This is a genomic window from Vibrio intestinalis, from assembly GCF_025195085.2.
In the GTDB taxonomy this organism is placed as follows: domain Bacteria; phylum Pseudomonadota; class Gammaproteobacteria; order Enterobacterales; family Vibrionaceae; genus Vibrio; species Vibrio intestinalis.
Genome location: NZ_JANAVY020000019.1, coordinates 1 through 20,882, shown reverse-complemented (window position 1 = coordinate 20,882; position 20,882 = coordinate 1). Strand labels below are relative to the sequence as shown.

Genomic DNA, 20,882 nt, shown 5'->3' with positions numbered 1-20,882 from the left:
TATGACAATTAGCTACTGCAATTTACGATACCCAAGCAGTTTGCTTTGAGCTATTGCTAGCGCGTAATGATCTTGCATCCATCCAAGCCAATAGCGCTAGAATTAAACCAACCAGTAAAAGACCGAACACCAATCCCAACTGGATTAGGTTTTTAACGAACTTATCTTCGGTATAGCTTGTATCAACGTACAAATGCGTTTGCTGGCCTTGCTCAGCCACATCAACCACAACCCCATAGTCTAACGCTAGTGATTGCTGCTCATTCAGCATTTTAACCACACCCTCTAGGTAGCGACGCTTGAACGTTTTATCGCTGCTTACTGTGCCACCACTACCTCGGTATTCTTTAAGCTTGTCCCATGCCGTCGGTTCGCCTTCATAGCCCACTAGATGTATAACGGTATTTGATTGAGATGCTGCTTGCTTCTGAGCATCATTCACCGCTTCCATCCACTGAGCAATAACAATATCAACCGCTTCGCCTTTCATCGCCATCAAATCGCTCACTTTGTAACGTTTGACGTAATCAGTCTCACCAACATCTTCAAGATCATGCGCTAAAATTTCTTGCCAACACGCATCGCTTTCGCAGCTTTCATCCTCAGACAGCGACTGCCACAGCCTTACCAGTTCCTGCTTACTCTGTTTGAAACCTTCCAACGTTGGATTGATTTCAACCCACTTAGCCCACTTTGCAATCGCCGCTCTATTAATGGAAACAATGTTGTATTGTGGCTCTAATGTTTGACCGTAAATTCTCGCGTAGGAAGAGAGCATTATGTAAGCGCTATTGCTGATTCTACGCTTTGGCACGTCGTCATTGATATGCCAAAGCTTCACAATGAACGGCTCGCTAATCGCTTTGATATCAACATGTGGCAACGTATCGAACATACCGTAGCTAGTACAAGTTCCCAAGTTATGGCTAGAGGTATAAGTATCAGCACACATTGCACCGATTGAGTCTATTGAAATACGCTGACCAACATTACCCGCCTCAACAAATTGGCTTTGCTTAGCAATCGGATCTAACTCTGGGTGTGACAACATGCCAAAGATAGCCGATAGCTTAGCTGGCCCCATGAACATGAAGAAGAATAAACTTGAGACAATAAAGCTCAACGCCATGTATCTAAGATGCAAGTTTGCAGATTTGTTGGTCGACTTTGCTTGTTGCTCAATTGAGTAATATGGCTGAACACTGACTACCTGGCCAAGTTCCACACACACTTCAAAAGACGTCGTTTTATTAAGCGGAGTCTTATCCAACCATTGTTCTGGAATCGAATACTCATCGTATTTCTTCCAGTTCGTCGGTCGTTGGATTCGAATGCATTTAATATCGTGATAATCATTAATCGACTCGATCTCACCACGCATTTTCACAATGGTGTACTCTTGGCGAGCTCGCTTAGCGCCTTTATTCCACAACCACAATAAAATCACTGCAACAAACAAGTAGAAGAATACGATTACACCTGCGCTATTAGGGTTAGCATCTTCAAGAAAGAAAGCAAATAGTAGACCTAAAGCAACGACACCCGCCATCCAACCAAACCCTGGTTTTACGGGGTCAAAATGCCACTGCTCAACTTCTGTTGCCTTACGCTCACTCAATATCTCAACATTGGAAGTCATTTCCTCCGCTTTGATTTCAGGCTGAGTTGGGTTGCTCGCTGAATATGTCGAGGTGGACGCAGCAGATGAATCAGACTCAAACTCAGCACCTGGTTCAACGACATATTGGGCACTTTGCCCTGTTTGTTCATCATCACCCTGACCTAGCCAATAGTCTTGCAATGACAATACGTATAGTTTGCCATCGTAAGCTGCGATCTTTGAGACAATGTCTTTTGGGAGAAACTGCGTCTGCTCTAGGTAAGTCTTGATTTCATGATAAGGCAATTCAACCATCACGCCGCCAATCGTGGTGAGTTGCTCGCCTCCCATGCCTGCAGTCGTTAACTCTGTTACCTCTAGGTCACCTTGAATGACAGTGGTAAAAATCGTTTCCGAGGTTTTGATGTGGTGTACATCACGAAGTATATCAAGCTCATGTGGTTTCGCCTCATCGTTGAAATCCTCATCGAGGAGGTCTTTAGTCGTTTTCTTCGCGTTTGATTTTTGGCCATGAAAAGAGAGCATGGCACATAACGATAGAACCAAAATGCCAATTTTGACGATAAAAATAAATTCATCCATGCAGTAGCCTACTGTGTTATTTCTGATTTTTATTAGGGGAAACAAAAAAGGCCTCACACTCTTTTATAAAGCAAGGCCTTTTAATAGCGGGCAATAATACGTGACTCGCGCTTTCAATTTCTAAAAAGATCAATAAATTATCTATTTTTGAGCATTAGATCACTTATTCAACTTGAGTGATATCGTTTGCCTTTGTTGTGTATAAAAACGGGGAATAACTATCGAGCGTGTTATTGCTCGGCGCAATGCCTAGTGTCCAGCGGCTCTTGATTGTAGAACACTTGATTTTTGCCGCTATTTTTCGCCAAATACAGACTCTTATCGGCATTCGCTAACACTTGATTATAGGAACACATCTCATCATTTTTAACCAAACCACCGCTTAGCGTGATGGCAATTGGAGCGACTTGAGTTTGAACCACGATACCACTCAACTCGAGCTGAATTCGGTTAGTCACACAATTAACACACTGGCCCTTCATTAAAACTGAGCTCAGTGCAACAATAAACTCCTCGCCACCCGTTCGGTAAACGTAATCTTCACCACAAATACTTTGTAATCGCTCCACCACACTGACTAGCACCTCATCACCACTCTCATGGCCATAGGAGTCATTAATTTGCTTGAAATCATCGATATCGAGCATCAAAAGGTACTCAATATTGACGATTTTTTGCTCCAGGGAGTGAACCAAAGCACGTCGATTCAATGCCTGTGTAAGGGGATCATGCAAAGCCATATATCTCAACTCATTGACTGATTTTTCTCGGCTCGATTCATAAGTATGTGAAACAACCCAGACACAGAGATAGGCCAAAGACAAGTTGGCGAATACTTTTGCAGGAATTAATAAAGTATCGGTTAGGTTTGGAATAACAACCCACATTTCAAGCACTATAAATACCGCACTTGCAGCAAAGCCTAAACGTTTACCTAAAGCCAAATAAAATACGGTCGGCAATGCTATAGACCAAAGAAACAAAACACCTTCAAGGTTATGACTTGCACTGCCGAGTATTACTAAGCTTCCAAGAATCGTGGTGTGACAAGGTAAAAACCACACTCTCATTGGTCGCTTACTAATATCCATTAGCATCCAAGCCGATAACACGAAATAGCCGAGTTCGAGGATACCTAATATTGGAGACTTTTTAGCAAATAGAAACAAATTCGCGATACCCAATATCAACGCGGCTAAACCTAGGTTGATACACATACCAATCAAAACCTTGCGTCTTAATCGGTCAGTGCTATCTATCACTTCATTCATCACTACCCCCGCCAACATTAAGAGTTAACATCATAGTAACATCAATTGCGTACGTAATGCTCTATGCTATTAAGATTGTTTTGCCGTTAAATAAAAAATCCCCCGACACTGTCGAGGGATTGAATTATGCTATTTGCATTGAGCTTATTTGGCTTCAGGTGCCTCTGGCTCGGCTTTTACTGGCTCAGCAAAGATTTGCGTCGGCTTAGCCACTAGATTGCGGTTCTCTTGGTTCACTTCTGCAAGTACCACCTCTAGCGTATCACCTAGGCGATAGACGGTTTCTTTATCAATAAGCACCATGCCTTGCTCACCATTGCACTCTAGGCGCTCTTTGTTAGCCAGAATAAGTGAAGCTGGAATAAACGCTGCTGCGCCATTTTCTAACAAACGGATACGCATGCCAGCGCGGTTGATATCGAAGATTTCACCGGTGAACTTAGTTTCTTTTGCTGGCTCTTCTGCAAGGGTACGTGCGTATAGCCAATCACCCACGTTACGCTCAGCAATCTTGTGATGCTTACGGTGCAGTGCAAGCTCTTCGCCCACAGTTTCGTCTGCCGTTTGTACTGGCTCTTTACCTAGAATATGCGCTTTAAGCATGCGGTGGTTAATCATGTCACCGTATTTACGGATTGGTGATGTCCACGTTGCGTAGATATCAAGACCCATCGCGTAGTGAGGTAATGGCTGATTGCCGATTTCACTGTAAGTTTGGTACTTACGAATGCGGTTATCTAGGTATGACGTTTCTTGCTCACCTAACCAGCGACGCATCGCCGCAAAACCTTCAAGGGTTGCGATTGATTCAGCGGTAAATGGTAAATCACCTTGTGGGTTTACGAGTTCAATGACGTCCGCAATCTTTTCCGCTTTAATACCCGCATGGTGGTTAAACACACCAGAGTTAAACGTCGTTTGTAGCGTTTTACCCGCACAGATGTTCGCGGTAATCATCGACTCTTCTACCAGACGGTTTGCGCTGCGGCGCATGTCTGAGTGAATCGCAACAACGTCATTGTCTTCGCTTAGCTCGAAACGATAGTCTGGACGGTCAGGGAATACGACTGCATTCTTCTCACGCCAATCTGCGCGAGCTTGAGCGAACTTATGCAGATCATTAACGATTTGCGCGATCTCTTCACTTGGTTGCCAATCTTTAGATTCGCCAGTTTCCAGCCAATCAGACACGTGATCGTAAGCCAAACGTGCATGAGACTTAATGTTTGCGGCGAAGAATTTAATGTCATCGCCAATTACGCCATCTTTCGCTACCGTTACTGTGCAGCAAAGTGCTGGGCGAACTTCATCTTGAATCAGAGAGCAAAGCTCATCAGCGAGGTCACGCGGTAACATAGGGATGTTACGACCCGGCAAGTAGATAGTGAAACCACGTTCACGCGCTACTTTATCCATCTCAGAATCTGGAGTGATGTAAGTGGTAGGATCAGCAATCGCTACTGTTAGTTCAAAGCCGCCATCATCTAGCTGCTTCGCGTACAAAGCATCATCCATATCTTTGGTTGACTCGCCATCGATAGTAACAAACGGTACGTGAGTCATATCAACGCGCTCTAGATCTGCATCGTCTTTGATTTCCCAGTTATCGATACCCGCTGGCTCGCTATTCGGCAGATCGTTTTGTGCCAGTGTTACCCACCATGGAGCAATTTTGTCATCTGCATCAGTAATCTTCTCTGAAATCTCAGCGAAGAAACCGTTGTCACCTTTTAATGGGTGGCGAGTTAGATGAGCAACGACCCAATCACCTTCTTTTAAATCATCGCTCTTAAGACCTTTTTGCGTCTTAGCTTTTAACGATAACTTTTTCAGCTGTGGGTGATCAGGTGTAACGTTCAGTTTGCCTTTAAATAGCTTTACTCGGCCAATGAAACGCGTGATGCCTTGTTCTAATAGCTCTTCTGGTTCAGCTTGTTCACGATCCTTCTCAGTACGGATGATCGCTTTTACCTTATCGCCGTGCATACATTTCTTCATATATGGAGGCGGAATAAAGAAGCTGGTTTTGCTATCTACTTCTAGAAAGCCAAAGCCTTTATCAGTTGCTTTGATGGTGCCTTCTTTCTTAGGTAGGTTTTCTTGGATTTGCTGCTTGAGTTGAGCCAGTAGAGGGTTATCTTGGAACATCTTTATTTTTTCACTAATAAAATTGGCGTCACTATAACATTGGCAATGTGACCAAGCTACTGAAAGCACCACTTTGTTGTCCTTTAAACCAACAAAAAATGCGCAAATAAGCAACGTTTTCCTACTTATGTGACATGGATTAGCCTCAAAACGTCTCTTTCGAGAAAAAATTGTGATGAATTTCAATTTTTTCTGGCTTTTTTTATGCTTTTAGGGAATAATCCGCCTCCCTTAGACGTCCCTAGCGGCTTGATGCGTTTTAACACTTATCCGCATCTGAATGGATTCAGCGATTGAGCTTGGATTTGTATTGGAATTTGTAGAGCTGGTGGGACCTTTTGTTTTTAATTTAGTGGGATCCCAATGACAGATTCTGTAATTCAATTTAGTGAATTAGCACTAAACGACGCCATTCTTTCAGCACTTGATAGCATGGGCTTCGTTTCTCCAACTCCTATCCAAGCAGCAGCTATTCCTCACCTTCTAGAAGGTAAAGATGCCCTAGGTAAAGCTCAAACTGGTACAGGTAAAACAGCAGCATTCTCTCTTCCGTTGCTAAACAAACTAGACCTATCTCAACGTAAGCCACAAGCTATCGTACTTGCTCCTACTCGTGAGCTAGCGATCCAAGTTGCGGCTGAAATGAAGAACCTAGGTAAAAACATTTCTGGTCTTAAAGTACTAGAAATCTACGGTGGTGCTTCAATCGTTGACCAAATGCGTGCTCTTAAAAATGGCGCACACATTGTGGTAGGTACACCTGGCCGTGTTCAAGACCTTATCAACCGTGATCGTCTACACCTAGACGAAGTTGGCACTTTCGTCCTTGATGAAGCTGACGAAATGTTGAACATGGGTTTTGTTGACGACGTAACAGAAATCATGGAGCACGCCCCTGCATCTGCACAGCGCGTTCTATTCTCTGCGACTATGCCTCCAATGCTAAAAAACATTGTTGAGCGCTTCCTACGTGACCCAATCACTGTCGACGTTGCTGGTAAAAACCACACGGTAGACAAAGTAGAACAGCAGTTCTGGGTTGTGAAAGGCGTAGAGAAAGACGAAGCAATGTCTCGTCTACTTGAAACTGAAGAAACTGACGCGTCAATCGTATTCGTACGTACTCGTCAAGATACCGAGCGTCTAGCTGATTGGTTATCTGCACGCGGCTTCAAAGCGGCAGCTCTACACGGTGACATTCCTCAGTCACTACGTGAGCGTACTGTAGATCACATCAAAAACGGTGTTATCGATATCCTAGTTGCAACTGACGTTGTTGCTCGTGGTCTTGATGTGCCACGCATCACGCACGTATTTAACTACGACATCCCATTCGATGTTGAGTCATACATTCACCGTATTGGTCGTACTGGCCGTGCTGGTCGTAAAGGTAAAGCGATCCTTCTAGTTCGCACTAACCAAATCCGTATGCTTCGCACTATCGAGCGCGTAACTAAGTCATCTATGGAAGAAATCCAACTTCCTCTACGTGACGAAGTAGCAGCAGCTCGTCTAGTTAAACTAGGCGCTGAGCTTGAAGCAGACAAAGAACACAAAGCGCTAGACAAGTTCTCTGAGCTTGTAGAGAAGCTACAAGAATCTCTAGAAATCGATGCAGCAACTCTTGCAGCGATTCTACTGAAGCGTCAACAAGGCAAACGCCCTCTATTCTACATTGGCGAAGACCCAATGATTGAAGCGATTGAGCGTGACAAGCAACGCCGTAAAGAGCGTCGCGAAGGCGGCCGTGACGGTGGTCGCGATGGCGCTCGTCGTAGCTTCAACAACCAAGACTGGGATACTTACCAGCTTCAAGTTGGCCGTGAGCAAGGCGTTCAAGTTAAAGATATCGTTGGCGCACTAGCAAACGAACTTGGCCTAACTAAAGGCTCTATCGGTGCTATCAAACTGGCACAAGGCGAAACTTACGTTCAGCTGCCTAAAGCAATGAGCTCTGATGCAGCAAGCAAACTAAGCAAGCTACGTATTCGTCAAAAAGAAGTTGGCGCTGTAGTGTGTGACTTCGATGACTTCCGCGAGCCTCGTGGTCGTCGTGACGGTGGTCGCCGTGATGGTGGTCGTGACGGCGGTCGTGGTCGTCGCGATGGTGGTGGTTACCGTGGTAACCGCGATGGTAACCGTGAAGGTGGCTACCGTGGCAATCGTGATGGTAACCGTGACGGCAACCGCGATGGTAACCGTGATGGCGGTTTCCGTGGCAACCGTGAGGGTGGCCGTGGCGGTCGTGATGGCGAGCGTCGTTTTGACCGCAACCGTGGTGGCGACAACCGTGGTAACTACCGTGGCGAACGTGGCCATGGCCGTAGCCGTCGCGAAGACTAATCTCAGCTAACACGCTTTGAATCAAAACAGCCGCTCAATGAGCGGCTGTTTTATTATTACCCATTCATAAAATTGGCCAATCAAACACTCACTTCCCTTCGATACAAAACGATAGATTGTAAATTCTAAAACTCGATTTCTTACTTCCGAGTCATACCTCTTGTTTTGAAATTAAGACAATAGACGACCGTACTCCACGCTCTTATCCTCTCGCCATTACCCTACTAATTACAATGAATTATGGATGTATCATTAAATAAACGGGGAAAAGCAAAAGGCTTTACACTCATCGAAATGGTGGTCGTTATCGTTGTGCTTGCAGTGTTAAGTGTAACAGCGGCCTCGGCGTACCTTAATATGGCAAAAGAAGCGCGTATTGCTACACTACTGGGCGCTAAAGATGCGTTAGCAACGATCAATTACCAAGTCTACACAAAAGCGGTATTACAGAACCAACAAGACGTCAATGATGGTAATGTGAAGAATATCGATCTCGATAATGATGCATTAACGACGTCGTTGGGCACTTTGGCCTCATAAAATACGTGGACGCGGCGGAAGACTTAAGCGGCTTAGACCCTAGGTTTACGATCCGCACATGGTATGGCGTGGATCATGTTGACGAACCTTACTTTTTGATTGGATTTACAGACCACTCGCCAAGCAACAGCAATTTATGTTATGTCGAAGTCTACTACCCTGACAGCGGAAACGGCAACGTCATCTATACGCCTATCACTGACGATTGCTAAATAAAAAGCACTGAGACCGTCAAGGTGTCAGTGCTTCATTTCATTCTATTACTTTGCAATCCTATTTTAGGACGTCGGACACATATAAGAACCGACAAGCGGTACTTCTAGAGCTTTACCAGTCAAATCACAGCCTTCGTGCTCGACAATCTGTAAAGGCTTATCGGCAATATTAAAATAACTATAATCAGCCATCGAGTTTAGAACTTGGTATCGGTAAGTAAACTCTTCATCAGGATAAACAAACTCTAAGCCTACCAGTCGTTCAATTTCACCGTCACTGCGCAAGGCGAATGTGGTTTCAATTATCCAGCATTCCTCTCGCTCTTGCAGCGACTGTTCAATCATCTCAAGGTGAGCTTCATAGCACTCGTGCAGCAGTTCCGAAAAGCGATATTCCGTTTCCCTTTCCGTCAAATTGATAGGTTGAAAATATAAATGAGGAATACACTCAGTGCCCTGCTCATCTTTAAATACAGCTCCGATTTCGCCCTGTTCGAAAAGCGAATATTCACTTTTGCTTAAAACAAGACGTTGTTTAAATTCGGTATAGTTAATCGTTGCATCGATCATTGATTCAAACCCTTTATTCTAAATCTTCTAAAGTCTTTAGCATCTCTTCCAAACCTTGATACCCATATAGATCAACATCTGAGAAATAACCTAGATAATTTGTAATCCATCGCTTCATTTCACCTTCGTCATCGAGTTCCTGTGCTAATTCAACTTGCTTAATACAAACCTGTGCCAACGCACGAGATTCCTCAACACTTAATTCTTTCAATAGGTAACTCTGCCAACAAGCGCTCAATTGCTGCATAGCTTGTGGAGTCTCGAGATAACGAGTGTTAAAGATTGATACGTGGATCACGCTTGCCTCTAGAGCCGGAGACTGAGCCAACAAAAACTGCTCTGTTATTTTATTAACCATCGCAACCACCTGCTCTTGATCGGCTCGATCATTCAACTTAGCCCATGAAAAACAAAGCCTTGCATATCGAACTGCAAATTGTTCAGGCCAACATGAGTCAGGAACAATGCTCTCGATGGCTTTCAGATACCCGCGAGTCGAGTAACACTCTCGCTCCGCATATTCCAGCGCTTCTGCTAAACCATCAAGGTAATTCGAATATAAGACATCGCTTTGCTGAGGGTTGTGAACTTCAACTAAAGAGCACACTGCATCATAGAGTACGCTATCGCAAGCCGATGATGTGACTGATAGGTTATTCCAATTTTTCACAGATTCGATGAGCAGTAACTTTAACGCGCTCAAGCATTCGCGCACAAAGAGCGGCTGTGTTGCAATGGCTTGTGCTCTTTTATTCGGACGAACGACGCCTTCTTCATCGAAGCCACCCTCACCTTCCCATTCCTCTAACCAATCATCTTCGTCAGCCAAACCGTAGTCATCTGCAGCATAGTAGTCACTATCAACACCTTTAATTCCAAAACGTTGGCAAGCCAAGGCTGCAAGGTCAATCGCATCGTCATACAGCCCCCAATCGAAGGCTTGCTGGGTAGCGGCTAACCAATTGTGCAGTTGCTGTTCATCAGAAGAATCGTTTTGTACAAGCTCTTCTTTAACTGTAACAAATGTCTGCTTATGTGCAGATTTAGCGGCAAAGTAACTGTTTTTCTTTGCCAGATAGACCATCTCTTGAATACGGTCGTCCTCACAATCACCTTGATAACGATTTAGCAGACGTCGATAGCACTCTAGCGCTTCCTGATGGCGAGATACATTACCCAGCGCAACACCTAAGTTATACATCGAACGGGCAATATACTGATGGCTGGTTGCATCGGTAAATGCTTTGTTTTGCTCAATAAAATCTTGATAAATAGAAATCGCTCGCTCAGCATGACCTATGGCCAAGTAAGACCGAGCAATTGATTGCCACATAGATCGTTGCTGTTTAACGTCCACATCATGAGCTTTAACCAAACTGGTATATCGAACAAAAATATCATCAAGCATAGCGACATCAGAAAGATAGCTCGCCTGTTCTAACATAAGGTCTAGCAAGCCCTGCCAGCTCTCGCCTAATTGCTCTAGCTTAACAGTCGTGGTCGATATTGCATCTAAGTAAGTGGTCGCAAAATCAGCCATTCGTCTATGGTTGTTCACAAGAGAAAAGGCATACAAATGCTGGTAGGCAAGCTCAAGCAAATCTGGTGTCGGTGTCACTCTTATCTGTTGGGACAACTGAACCCAATCAAAGCCTAACTTCGTGATTTGATCTATCGAAGCGACAAAGTCTTTAGCGCGCTTAATGTGACGATAGATCGCACTTCTAGCATCAACCTGACCTTTGTCGTAAACGCTAAGTAGTTGATTAAATTCATGCTTAGCGCCAACAAAATCACTTTGAGATAACTTCAGACACCCCGCATGAAGACGTGATTCCGCCGCTACCGTTTTCTCTTCAAGATCGCTCTGTTCGATGACTACAATTAGCTCTGAATAAAGGCTTAGTGCCTTTTCAAACTCGCCTAGATCCGCAAGCAAACCCGCATGGTAACAATTTAACTTATGCAGCGTGATAGGACTGTTAGGGTGTTCAATACTCGTTACAGTATGAATTGCCTGCTTAAAAAACTCATGCCCCTCACAGCCATCGTGAGGAATCCGATGTGCAAGATTAATTGCTTTGTTTAAGTAGGCTTCAAGCACGTTTTTTATAACGTCGGTATCTTCCTCACCTGAAAAACGTTCAATCAACTGCCGATAAACGTCGTTTTCCGCTCGGCTATCCCCAATATCATCATAGGCGTAAGCCACTCGAATCATCGCATTTGACACCGCTAAAACGGCTACTGGGGTGGGTTCTTCCGCAAGCTTGCTTTCTAAAAACGCTAAGGTATTTCTAGCATCAACTAAACGTGAATCTGTCTCTGACATGGTCTATTTCTTTATTTTTATCAATGACACGATTATTTCATTAATTATCAATTATTTTCAGCGATAGACAATAAAGCGTGATCTCAGTCATTATCATAAACACTGTAACTTCATACGGAAAGTTATAACTACGAAAAAAGCAAAAACTGCATATTTATCAAATAATTATTCAGGTCAATTTTGTGATCGAATAGTCAATAAGCAGTTACATTACTCCATATACTCGTAGCACAACATTCTCACAGAATGATAATAATAAAGGGACAAGATTCCCTAGCTTCGCAAATACAACTGACATGAACTTTGTTTTTTCTCATAGATAACTTTGGAGAGTTAGTATGAAAACTTGGTCTGTAACATTTGTAGCGAGTGCAGTGGCTCTCGCAGTTAGTAGTAGTGCTTTCGCTTGTACTGGTTTAATTGTCGGTAAAGGAGCTTCAGCAGATGGCAGTATTATGATTGCTCGCAATGAAGACTTCGGTATTAACAACTGGAACAAGCATTTGGAGTTCCGTCCTGCGCAAGATAATAAAGCTGGCGACTGGGACTTAGGTAATGGCCTTGTTGTTCCTATGCCAAAACACTTTTTCGCTTACTCCGCTATTCCGGATTGGGACGCACATACCGTCAATAACGAAGGGAAGTTTTACGAAGAACGCGGTATTAACGAACACAATGTCGCTATTTCAGCGACCACCAGCGCAGAGGTAAACGATCGCGTTGCTAAGATCGACCCACTGATTGATGCTGGTGTTATCGAAGCGGTGATCCCAACTTTAATCCTTCCTCAAGCAACCTCTGCTAAGCATGCTGTTGATCTACTCGGTCACTACGTCGAAACCTATGGCGCAGGCGAAGGGAACAGTCTTTACATCGCCGACATCAATGAAGCGTGGTTATTTGAAATTGGGTCTGGCCACCACTGGATTGCGGTTAAAGTGCCTAACGATAGCTATGCGATGATTGCCAATGGCCTTCGCGTGCACGGCGTTAACCTAGCTAGCAAAGATGTCATGCATTCTGCGAACCTTTTCGAGTTTGTACAAGAGCATAAATTGCTAGACAAACCAAACAAGAAATCCTTCAACTTTGCCAAAGCATTTGGTGTAGTGGCGGACGTATACAATGTTGACCGTGAATGGCTTGGTCAAAAAATGCTAACTCCTTCTAAGAAGCAACAAACTCGAATGGAGCAGTACCCGCTATTCCTAAAACCTGACCAAAAAATCTCTGTTAACGACGTAGCTGAAGTACTTAGCGCGACTTACGAAGGTACAAGCCTAGAGGAAGACGGCCAGCGCCCTATCCGTGTGGAACGTCAACTTGAATCCCATGTAATTCAACTTCGTCCAGACATGCCAAAAGAGCTACAAGGTTTAATTTGGCAAAGCTTTGGTGTATTACCTGAGTCAGTGTTAGTCCCGCTGTACACTACGTTACAAGATTACCCGAAAGCTTACCAAGTCGGTGACGATACTTATAGTGATGAGTCCGCATACTGGCAGTTCCGCAGTTTGACTGCATTGGCAACCGCGAATCAAGACAAGTACCTACCTATGCTTAAAGCAACATGGGATAAGGAAGAGAGCAAACTTTACAAGCAAGTTCAACACCTTGATTCAACGCTAGAAACCGTTTACAAAACCGATAAACAAGCCGCTCTGAACATGGCGTCAGACTTCTCCTATGGTCAGCTGATTCGCACCTTGAACATGGCAACAGACCTAAGATACAAAATGATGACCGACCTGACTAAGAGCACTGAGAAGAAATACTCAGATGAAGAGTTCGAGAAGATCATGAACTTATAACCCTTATCAAAACGGAGCTTCGCGCTCCGTTTTCTTTCTCTACGTCGCTAATATGCAGTCTTCGCCTCTAAAGTAATCGACATCCACCGCAAACCGATCCTCAAACGGCTGTTTTTCAGTAAGTTCTTCGTTTCTCCACAACACTTCTATGGTTTACCACCGATTTTCAAGTTGGTACTATGCGCTGCGTGCGAGTATCAACCATGAACTCTTTTATTTATCGCCTGATAGGGCTGAATTACGTTTAGGAAATAATGCCATTATTCAACAAGAGTAAAGGCATGCTAACTCAATATGAACAGTAGTACCCAGACTCTCCCACAAGACAAAACGCCGACATCAATCAAGGTAAAGGATATTTGCTTAGATATTGGTGAAAAGCAGGTATTGGACAACCTGTCCTTTGACCTACAAGCAAAACGCTTGGGTATTATTGGCCGTAACGGTTCCGGTAAATCAACCTTATCTCGCGTGCTATCTGGCCTTATAGAAATATCTTCGGGCGAGTTGACCGTTGCCGGAATCAACCCTTTCAAAGATAGAAAATCAGCTATTAGAGAGATAGGTCTGCTATTTCAAAACCCTGACCACCAAATTATCTTCCCTACCGTTTTAGAAGAAGTCGTTTTCGGCTTACGTCAATTAGGACAAAAGAAACAACAAGCGGAAGAGAACGCATTAGAAACGCTGCGAGGTTTTGGCAAAGAACACTGGCGCGATGTGCACACTTCGGCACTTTCACAAGGGCAAAAGCACCTCGTCTGTTTAATGTCAGTGGTAGCGATGAAACCAAATCTCATCATCCTTGATGAACCTTTCGCAGGCTTAGATATTCCAACCAAGAAGCAGCTTCAACGCTATCTTGAACAGTTCCCAGGTAGTTTGATTCACATTAGCCATGACCCAAATGACTTAGAGAATTATGACCAGTTACTTTGGTTAGAAGCAGGTAAGATCGCCGCGATTGGCGACAAAAATGAAGTGTTGCCGAAATACCTCGCTGAAATGCATCGAATTGGAGACAGTGATGATATCTCTATCCTCTCCGATTGAGACAAGAGCACACAATTGGAGTGCAGGCCTTAAACTCGGTGCACTCTGTTTAGCCACCTTGGTACTGTTTTATGTCGACAACCTTATCTTTCATGGCCTATTTCTCGCTTCGGTATTAGTGCTTTATGCACTACCGGGAAAAGCATTTTTTACCAGTGGCTTACGATATATCACTGTCGTTTGGCCGTTTATTCTAGTGGTTGGCCTTTGGCACATTTGGACACAAGAAATCACGCTGGGCGTAACGATAATAATAAGATTGGTCTCTGCTATCGCATTAGCCAACCTCGTTACAATGACGACCCTCTTATCAGACATGATTGACGTGGTTCGCTACCTTGCTCGTCCTTTTCAACGCCTAGGGTTAAACACCAGAGCATTGGAGCTCGCAATCGCTTTAGTTATTCGCATGACGCCAGTGTTACTGACCAAGGGACAAAATCTCTCTTGGGCATGGAAAGCACGCTCGAACCGTCGTTCTGGCTGGCGAATTATATTACCTTTTACTGTGGTCGCATTAGATGATGCAGACCACGTCGCCGAAGCGCTTCGCGCACGCGGTGGCACTATGGACTTGGAGAAAGACTAACATGGAAAAAAACATCGCTTACACCGCTCTATTTGCGGCCTTAATTGCCGCACTAGGCATTGTGCCAAAAATCACTTTAGCCTTTGGTGTACCTATCACGGCGCAAAGCCTTGGAATTATGCTTTGTGGCACCATCTTAGGCGCTAAGCGCGGTGGTTTAGCTGTATTGTTATTCTTATTGCTTGTCGCTTTGGGACTACCGTTATTGTCTGGCGGCCACGGCGGTTTAGGTGCTTTCGCATCACCAGCCGCAGGCTTTCTATTCGGTTGGCCTGTAGCTGCGTTTGTAACGGGCCTAATCGTAGAAAAATGGCGCCGTGGTAACATTGCCGTGATTGCGACTGTCGCTTCTATCCTTGGTGGCATCGTAGTCATGTACGTTTTCGGTATTGTCGGCATGTCTATCGCGCTAAACAAAACATGGCTAGAAGCTGCGGCATTAGTCACCGCGTTTATTCCTGGTGATGTGGTAAAAGCGGTTATCGCTGGTCTACTAACCTCTGCGATTGCTAAAGCTCGCCCTGCAAGTTTGCTATCAAGAGCCTAGCAAGGCTCTCTGTTTAATAACCAATCACGACCTAGTTAAATTGCCGCGAGAGTGACGTAAATGAAGATTCTGATCTATACCGACAACGTATCAGCTAACCATATTCTTTACTATGCACTGGGAAAACTTCGCGGCAAAGACAACGTCTTCTTCGTCAATGCAAATGAGATTCTACAAGGGGCGCTAACAAAAGATGTCAGTCTTTTTGTTATGCCTGGTGGCGCGAGCCGATATAAAGCCGCAAAACTTAATGGCGCGGGCAATGAGTTAATAAAACAGTACATCGCTAAAGGCGGTAACTATTTAGGCATTTGTGCAGGCGCTTACATGGCTTGTGAAACCACATATTGGGCCAAAGGCGCACCTCACGAGATCATTGCGCATAATGAGTTAAGATTCTTCCCCGGAGACTCAATAGGCCCTATTGATGCTTATGGCCGAGGGGACAATTACAACGGAACTAACGCTCGCATCGTAACTTTAGAGTATGAAGGCGAACGCATTCCTTCGCTCTATATTGGTGGTTGTGCTTTCCAACCTAAAACCGTCAATGGTTATGAGGTGTTAGCCACGTTCACCGAACTACCGGGACAACCTGCCGCTATCGTCAGTGGAAATTACGGTATGGGGAAATGGCTACTGTCTTCAACTCATCCAGAATACGATAGTGAATCCCTAGAGCTTTTAGACTTTAATGTGGTAGGCAATGACTACCAACACTATTCAAACCTCGATAACAGCTCAACACTCAACTTAGATTTGTTTGAACGACTATTAGACAAGCTATAAAGATTTACCTTTAGGCCATCTCTGGCCTTAACGAGATGGCCTATTTTTGTTTCGTCACTTCATAGAAGTAACTATTATGCTTTTTAAGCGACAGCTGATTCAGCAACATCACTTCTTGAGTCGCTTCGATTGATTCTGTCGTATCCAGAGTAAGATTGCCTGACTCCGTATCTATCTGATATCGCGATACCAAGTAGCGCTCTCCAATGGATAAGTCTTCGACTCTTACCGTTAAATCAACAAGCTCTGCTGTTTCACCTAACACAAACAACCTTACTGGATATAAACGCTCTTGTTGTGATTTGTTCAACGTTACGTCGCTCACAGCAAAACCAAAATAGAAGTTGGAAGGATTTCGCAACGTATATGGCTTAGCAGAATTGGCAAAATTAGCTTCATCGACTTCTAACTTGCCATAATTTCGGTTATTGCTGTTGTAAATTATATTCTCGGAATTATAGCCAGTAACCACGACAAAATGGTCTAGAAACCAACTCGGGTTTGATGAAGGGTTACTTTTAACGCCAGAGAATATCGGATTTTGCTTGCTGAGGTTATCTTTAAGCCACTGAACGTAATCACTCACATCCTTATCGCTGTGGTTTATGTAAGTAGTATATTTAAAGCCAAGTTGCTTTAAGACAGGCTCAATCTCATCTGAATAGAGATCGAGATGTTTGGGGTTGCCCAACTGGTTGATCGTTTTTTGAGAATGGTAGTATCCGTAGTATAGCGCGATCATTTGAATCGAGACTTCACCACACCAACCCACACGATCCACTCCTGGTGTAAACACATCCCAATTCAAGTTTGGAATGTTTAACTCTACTCGACTCGCTGAGCTGATATACGCTTCATTATTTGCAGCTTGCTCACTATGTATAAATATCTGTTTCGGCTTTTCGACCTTACATGACACCAAAAATATCATGGACATGACCAACAAAGTTTTAACCACTGATTTCATCAAACGTCTGCCCTATCTCAACTACTACAATATGTGAATGAAGTGCAACTTAACACAGCCACCTAAAGTCAGTGACACTAAGGCTAATACATCGCTCGGCAATGCGACCTAACCGAAAATTATTGTAATAAATACTCCTTGTCACTTTCTAAGTAATAACTCACACCTAACAAGCGATAACAAACATAACAATAAACTTGCAAACTATTAAGAGTCACATTTACCGCTGTCTCAAACGCCAGTTTTGACAATTAAAGGTATCTTTTTTGTCCGTCAGACTAATAAAACCAACAACACTTCAAATTAGGAAATTTAAACATGGACGCAAAACTTATTGCCCCTTCAATCGCCATCATTTTCTTATCCGCAACAGCGATAGCCAACTCAGTGGATGATGGCGTCATCGAACATCAACGAGCTGTATTGCAAGAAAACACGAAAGGCAAAGGCTTCGGACCTCAATCGCCCCGAGATATAGACAACCTCACCGGCAGTAACTCACGCAGGTTTGGATTAGCGCCAAACTACTCAAAAATGAATTTGTGCAATATCCACTTCCACAAAAATGCTGAGCACAAAGGTGGCGAATTTAGTAAATATGCAGGCAATGGTGACGGCAAAGGCCATAATACTGGTTACTTATATAACGGCTCGTTAAGCAGCGAAGAACTCAAACCATTTGCAGACAAAAACAGTGACCTAAAATCAGGTGACACTATCGAAGTTCATTACGTGTTTTCAACAGCACAAGTATCACCAGGCGCAACGCTCGGTGCCTGCCTCTCCGATTCATTAAACAACCCACAACTTCGCGTAGAAACTCAAGTATCAGTGTTAGTGAATGACGACAGTGCACTAGATTTCAAAAACTTAACTGAATTTGGCCTAAAAAATGGCTATTACCAAGCATTCAACATTCCAACAAATACCGGTAAGCCAATCCAATACGCAGGTTCAACAACTGGGCCTAGTTACAACGAAAAAGGATCTCCCCTTCAAGTAACATGGAGTGTAAGACCGAAAGTAAATAAAGTGAATATCGCTAGTGTTGCCAAGTGGCTAGAAGGGAATGAATTTAACGAAGATCATGCTCACGGTGTCAGAAACCTCGTAATAAACCCCGCGCTACTTTCTTCAGGTGAATAAGGAAAACGACAAGTTACAAAAGATGGCCTAAACAATAGGCCATCTCTGGGCGCAAATTATACGGCACAATGAAACGCCCTAAATACCATTAACTTGGGCTCACTCAACGCGAGCCAAGTTACTTCGCTCGATACTTTGGTAATGTTTCACGACGCTTTGAACATCTGAGTCAGTCAGTACGTGGATAGGGATTTTTCTAGCCACTTTTTTCCCTTCGTGATCCACATCTAAAACAAGTGACTTTTTCTCGTGACGTACTGAGATAATCGCAGTTTCTGAGATTAAAATTAAAAACTAGCTTCTACAATTATAAATAGTTAACCTTATTCTATAACCCTCAACAAAAAGTATATAGAACTTAACTCATGACCAACGACCGTAAAGTGGACTGTCGACGTTTTTATCTATCTCCCACTCACATAGAGTTTTACTCTCGACTAAAGATTTAAATATCTCTTCAACTTGTTCATAGTCAACACGACATCCACTAGTATCCATCATAAAATTGACATATTGGCTTACTACTTCTCTTCTCCTGTCAGTATTTTTATTCAATATATCCATAAAAATATCCGTTATTTCTTTTCTTAATACCTTTGCTTTTTCATCATCCAGTTCATGATTCAATTTATGTTTATACTCACTAATAATATCAGCTAATCTTTTCATTCTATAATCTCATAAACACTAGGACGTAACTCTGTTTTGATAAGGACTTCTTGATCCTTGATGGAATATTTATAAGCCGGTGCCTTAAGTTTGTCGCCAGTCTGAGGATCTATTCCTTTAGAGACATCAAAATAATTTTCTTTTCCAACCTTATCAAGGTCTATTTTTACAATTTTGCTCGCATTAGGTTTACCGTGCCTAGGTGAAGGCTTAGCATAAAACTGAGCTGTCTTAAGATCTTTTGTTGTAGACAAATACTGAGTTCTCAATTTTCCGTCGTCAATATGCTGCTGTATTGAGTAATTTGCATTTGGACCCTTCGGAGCAATATTGCCATTTTCAATAGCAGCCAACTCTTGCTCTTGCGTCAACGCTCGATAAACAAAGTTGTTACAACATTCACCATCACTATTTGTACTTGCCAAGCCCAACGGATCAACCCACCCAGTTGGATTGACTACATATTGATAGTTATTTAATCCTCCCGCAAGCCCTATTGGGTCTGCAGTAATAAATCGGCCGGAGTTAGGGCTGTAATAACGATGTCGGTTGTAATGGAGGCCGGTTTCGGCATCATAGTATTGGCCTTGGAAGCGCAGAGGATTCGCGACTTGTTCAATATGCTGTTTTAATACATTACCGTAAGCCCGATATTGCACTGACCAGACAGATTGCCCTCTTGCATTGGTGATATCCGTTGGCGTACCTATTTGGTCGAGGTGGTAATAATAAACTTGGCTATCGACACCTTCACCTTTAACCAGCGCTAAAGGCTTAAAACTCCCCAACTCATAAATGTAGCTCTGGTAAGAACTATCACTGCTTTCAGCGATAAGCTTATCGCCCTGCCACACAAACTCAGTCGTCGCACTTGCACTATCCGTAACAACTTGCTTCTCAACCCTTCGCCCAAAAGCATCATACTTATAGTTGGCCACGCTGCCGTTAGGTAACTCAACTTGAATAAGGCGATGTTGCCCATCATAGTGGTAGCGAGTTTCTATCGTTTGATTCTTGCCCCGCTTTTCACTAACCATACGACCAAACTCGTCGTACTCGTAATGACAGTCACCTTGGAATTTCAGCTGATTGCCCACTACGTGGCTGTCGTCTTTCTGACTTATTGAACCTAGCGTCTGCTTAAGTAGGTTTCCGGCGGGGTCATGATTGAAATGCTCTTCTACAGCGCCTTGAGTAAGACGTAGTCGAGCTAATGGGTCATAGTTTTACTCTACTGCCCCATAGCGGCTATCTGACATACTTAACAGTTCGCCAGACATTGAATAACTATAACTACGCTGCTGAGTGATGTTGTCGTTTTGCAGCTGAGTATGCGCCGTTAAACGGCCTTGTTCATCATGCTCAAATTGGCTAAGGATTTTCCCTTGGGTTCGTCTTGTTTCTAATCCGTGTTCAAAGCGATGCGAAGTAATCGGTGTCTCATTAAGCACTAAGCGCTTAAGCCCCCCCCGTGGCTATGTTCATAGCGTAACTTGTTCGCATCTGGCATTTGCCAGCGGGTTAAATTACCCAGAGCATCATATTGATAGTATTGAGAAGCCCAACCTTGGTGTAATGCCGATCAGTTAAGAAATTTTTGAGATCATTTGACCGATCCTCAAAAAGCTTCAAAATCCGATATTAGGAAACTAATATCGGATTTTTTTATGCCTTTAGAAAGCCAACTTG

At 43.6% G+C, this 20,882-nt stretch carries 15 protein-coding genes and 2 pseudogenes; 8 read left to right on the top strand and 9 right to left on the bottom strand.

Going from position 1 to position 20,882, the window contains the following annotated elements; all coding sequences use genetic code 11:
* Positions 1-22 precede the first annotated feature (22 nt).
* The 3 genes from MU515_RS17860 to rnb all read right to left on the bottom strand — a co-directional run bounded on the left by MU515_RS17860 (position 23) and on the right by rnb (position 5,622).
* The gene (locus MU515_RS17860; protein WP_260261744.1) at positions 23-2,203 is read right to left on the bottom strand and encodes a hypothetical protein; all 2,181 of its coding nucleotides are present in this window, start codon (positions 2,201-2,203) and stop codon (positions 23-25) included.
* Positions 2,204-2,433: 230 nt separating this feature from the next.
* Positions 2,434-3,474 carry a GGDEF domain-containing protein gene (locus MU515_RS17855; RefSeq protein WP_260261743.1) on the bottom strand — a complete coding sequence of 347 codons (1,041 nt, stop codon included), beginning with the start codon at positions 3,472-3,474 and terminating at the stop codon, positions 2,434-2,436.
* A gap of 144 nt (positions 3,475-3,618) precedes the next feature.
* Positions 3,619-5,622 carry an exoribonuclease II gene (rnb, locus tag MU515_RS17850; protein WP_260261742.1) on the bottom strand — a complete coding sequence of 668 codons (2,004 nt, stop codon included), beginning with the start codon at positions 5,620-5,622 and terminating at the stop codon, positions 3,619-3,621.
* Between the two features lie 363 nt (positions 5,623-5,985).
* On the opposite strand from rnb, the gene MU515_RS17845 reads away from it, so the two are divergent.
* Positions 5,986-7,965: a DEAD/DEAH box helicase gene (locus MU515_RS17845; protein ID WP_260261741.1), complete on the top strand. Its 1,980-nt coding sequence runs from the start codon at positions 5,986-5,988 to the stop codon at positions 7,963-7,965.
* A 294-nt stretch (positions 7,966-8,259) separates the two neighbouring features.
* Positions 8,260-8,717, top strand: a pseudogene (locus MU515_RS17840) (type II secretion system protein).
* Between the two features lie 66 nt (positions 8,718-8,783).
* Here MU515_RS17840 and MU515_RS17835 read toward each other — a convergent pair.
* Together MU515_RS17835 and MU515_RS17830 are read right to left on the bottom strand one after the other, a co-directional pair.
* The gene (locus MU515_RS17835; protein ID WP_260261740.1) at positions 8,784-9,290 is read right to left on the bottom strand and encodes a hypothetical protein; all 507 of its coding nucleotides are present in this window, start codon (positions 9,288-9,290) and stop codon (positions 8,784-8,786) included.
* 13 nt (positions 9,291-9,303) lie between these two features.
* On the bottom strand, positions 9,304-11,622 hold the full coding sequence (locus MU515_RS17830; protein ID WP_260261739.1) for a tetratricopeptide repeat protein: 2,319 nt from the start codon (positions 11,620-11,622) through the stop codon (positions 9,304-9,306).
* A gap of 338 nt (positions 11,623-11,960) precedes the next feature.
* Here MU515_RS17830 and MU515_RS17825 point away from each other — a divergent pair, with 338 nt between their 5' ends.
* The 5 genes from MU515_RS17825 to MU515_RS17805 all read left to right on the top strand — a co-directional run bounded on the left by MU515_RS17825 (position 11,961) and on the right by MU515_RS17805 (position 16,411).
* A complete protein-coding gene (locus MU515_RS17825; protein ID WP_260261738.1) occupies positions 11,961-13,433 on the top strand; it encodes a C69 family dipeptidase in 1,473 nt (490 codons plus the stop codon).
* A gap of 294 nt (positions 13,434-13,727) precedes the next feature.
* A complete protein-coding gene (locus MU515_RS17820; protein ID WP_260261737.1) occupies positions 13,728-14,486 on the top strand; it encodes an energy-coupling factor ABC transporter ATP-binding protein in 759 nt (252 codons plus the stop codon).
* The gene (locus MU515_RS17815) at positions 14,461-15,075 is read left to right on the top strand and encodes an energy-coupling factor transporter transmembrane component T family protein (protein WP_260261736.1); all 615 of its coding nucleotides are present in this window, start codon (positions 14,461-14,463) and stop codon (positions 15,073-15,075) included. Before MU515_RS17820 ends, MU515_RS17815 begins: the two co-directional genes overlap by 26 nt.
* Before the next feature lies 1 nt (position 15,076).
* Positions 15,077-15,622 carry a biotin transporter BioY gene (locus MU515_RS17810; RefSeq protein WP_260261735.1) on the top strand — a complete coding sequence of 182 codons (546 nt, stop codon included), beginning with the start codon at positions 15,077-15,079 and terminating at the stop codon, positions 15,620-15,622.
* A 60-nt stretch (positions 15,623-15,682) separates the two neighbouring features.
* Positions 15,683-16,411, top strand: a complete 729-nt coding sequence (locus MU515_RS17805; protein WP_260261734.1) for a BPL-N domain-containing protein — start codon at positions 15,683-15,685, stop codon at positions 16,409-16,411.
* 40 nt (positions 16,412-16,451) lie between these two features.
* Here MU515_RS17805 and MU515_RS17800 read toward each other — a convergent pair whose 3' ends face one another.
* Positions 16,452-17,378 (bottom strand): C39 family peptidase, encoded by a 927-nt coding sequence (locus tag MU515_RS17800; RefSeq protein ID WP_260261733.1) that lies wholly within the window; start codon positions 17,376-17,378, stop codon positions 16,452-16,454.
* Between the two features lie 318 nt (positions 17,379-17,696).
* Between MU515_RS17800 and MU515_RS17795 the strand changes: the two genes are divergently transcribed.
* Positions 17,697-18,524 carry a delta-class carbonic anhydrase gene (locus MU515_RS17795; protein WP_260261732.1) on the top strand — a complete coding sequence of 276 codons (828 nt, stop codon included), beginning with the start codon at positions 17,697-17,699 and terminating at the stop codon, positions 18,522-18,524.
* A 363-nt stretch (positions 18,525-18,887) separates the two neighbouring features.
* Here the strand turns inward: MU515_RS17795 and MU515_RS17790 are convergent, their stop codons facing one another.
* From MU515_RS17790 to MU515_RS17780, 3 genes and pseudogenes are all read right to left on the bottom strand, one after another.
* On the bottom strand, positions 18,888-19,193 hold the full coding sequence (locus tag MU515_RS17790) for a hypothetical protein (protein ID WP_260261731.1): 306 nt from the start codon (positions 19,191-19,193) through the stop codon (positions 18,888-18,890).
* Positions 19,190-20,356: pseudogene (locus tag MU515_RS17785) on the bottom strand (RHS repeat domain-containing protein); the annotation flags it as partial. The gene MU515_RS17790 and the pseudogene MU515_RS17785, both read right to left, overlap by 4 nt.
* 63 nt (positions 20,357-20,419) lie before the next feature.
* Positions 20,420-20,644, bottom strand: coding sequence for a hypothetical protein (locus MU515_RS17780; RefSeq protein WP_260261729.1), 225 nt, complete (start codon positions 20,642-20,644; stop codon positions 20,420-20,422).
* Positions 20,645-20,882 lie beyond the last annotated feature (238 nt).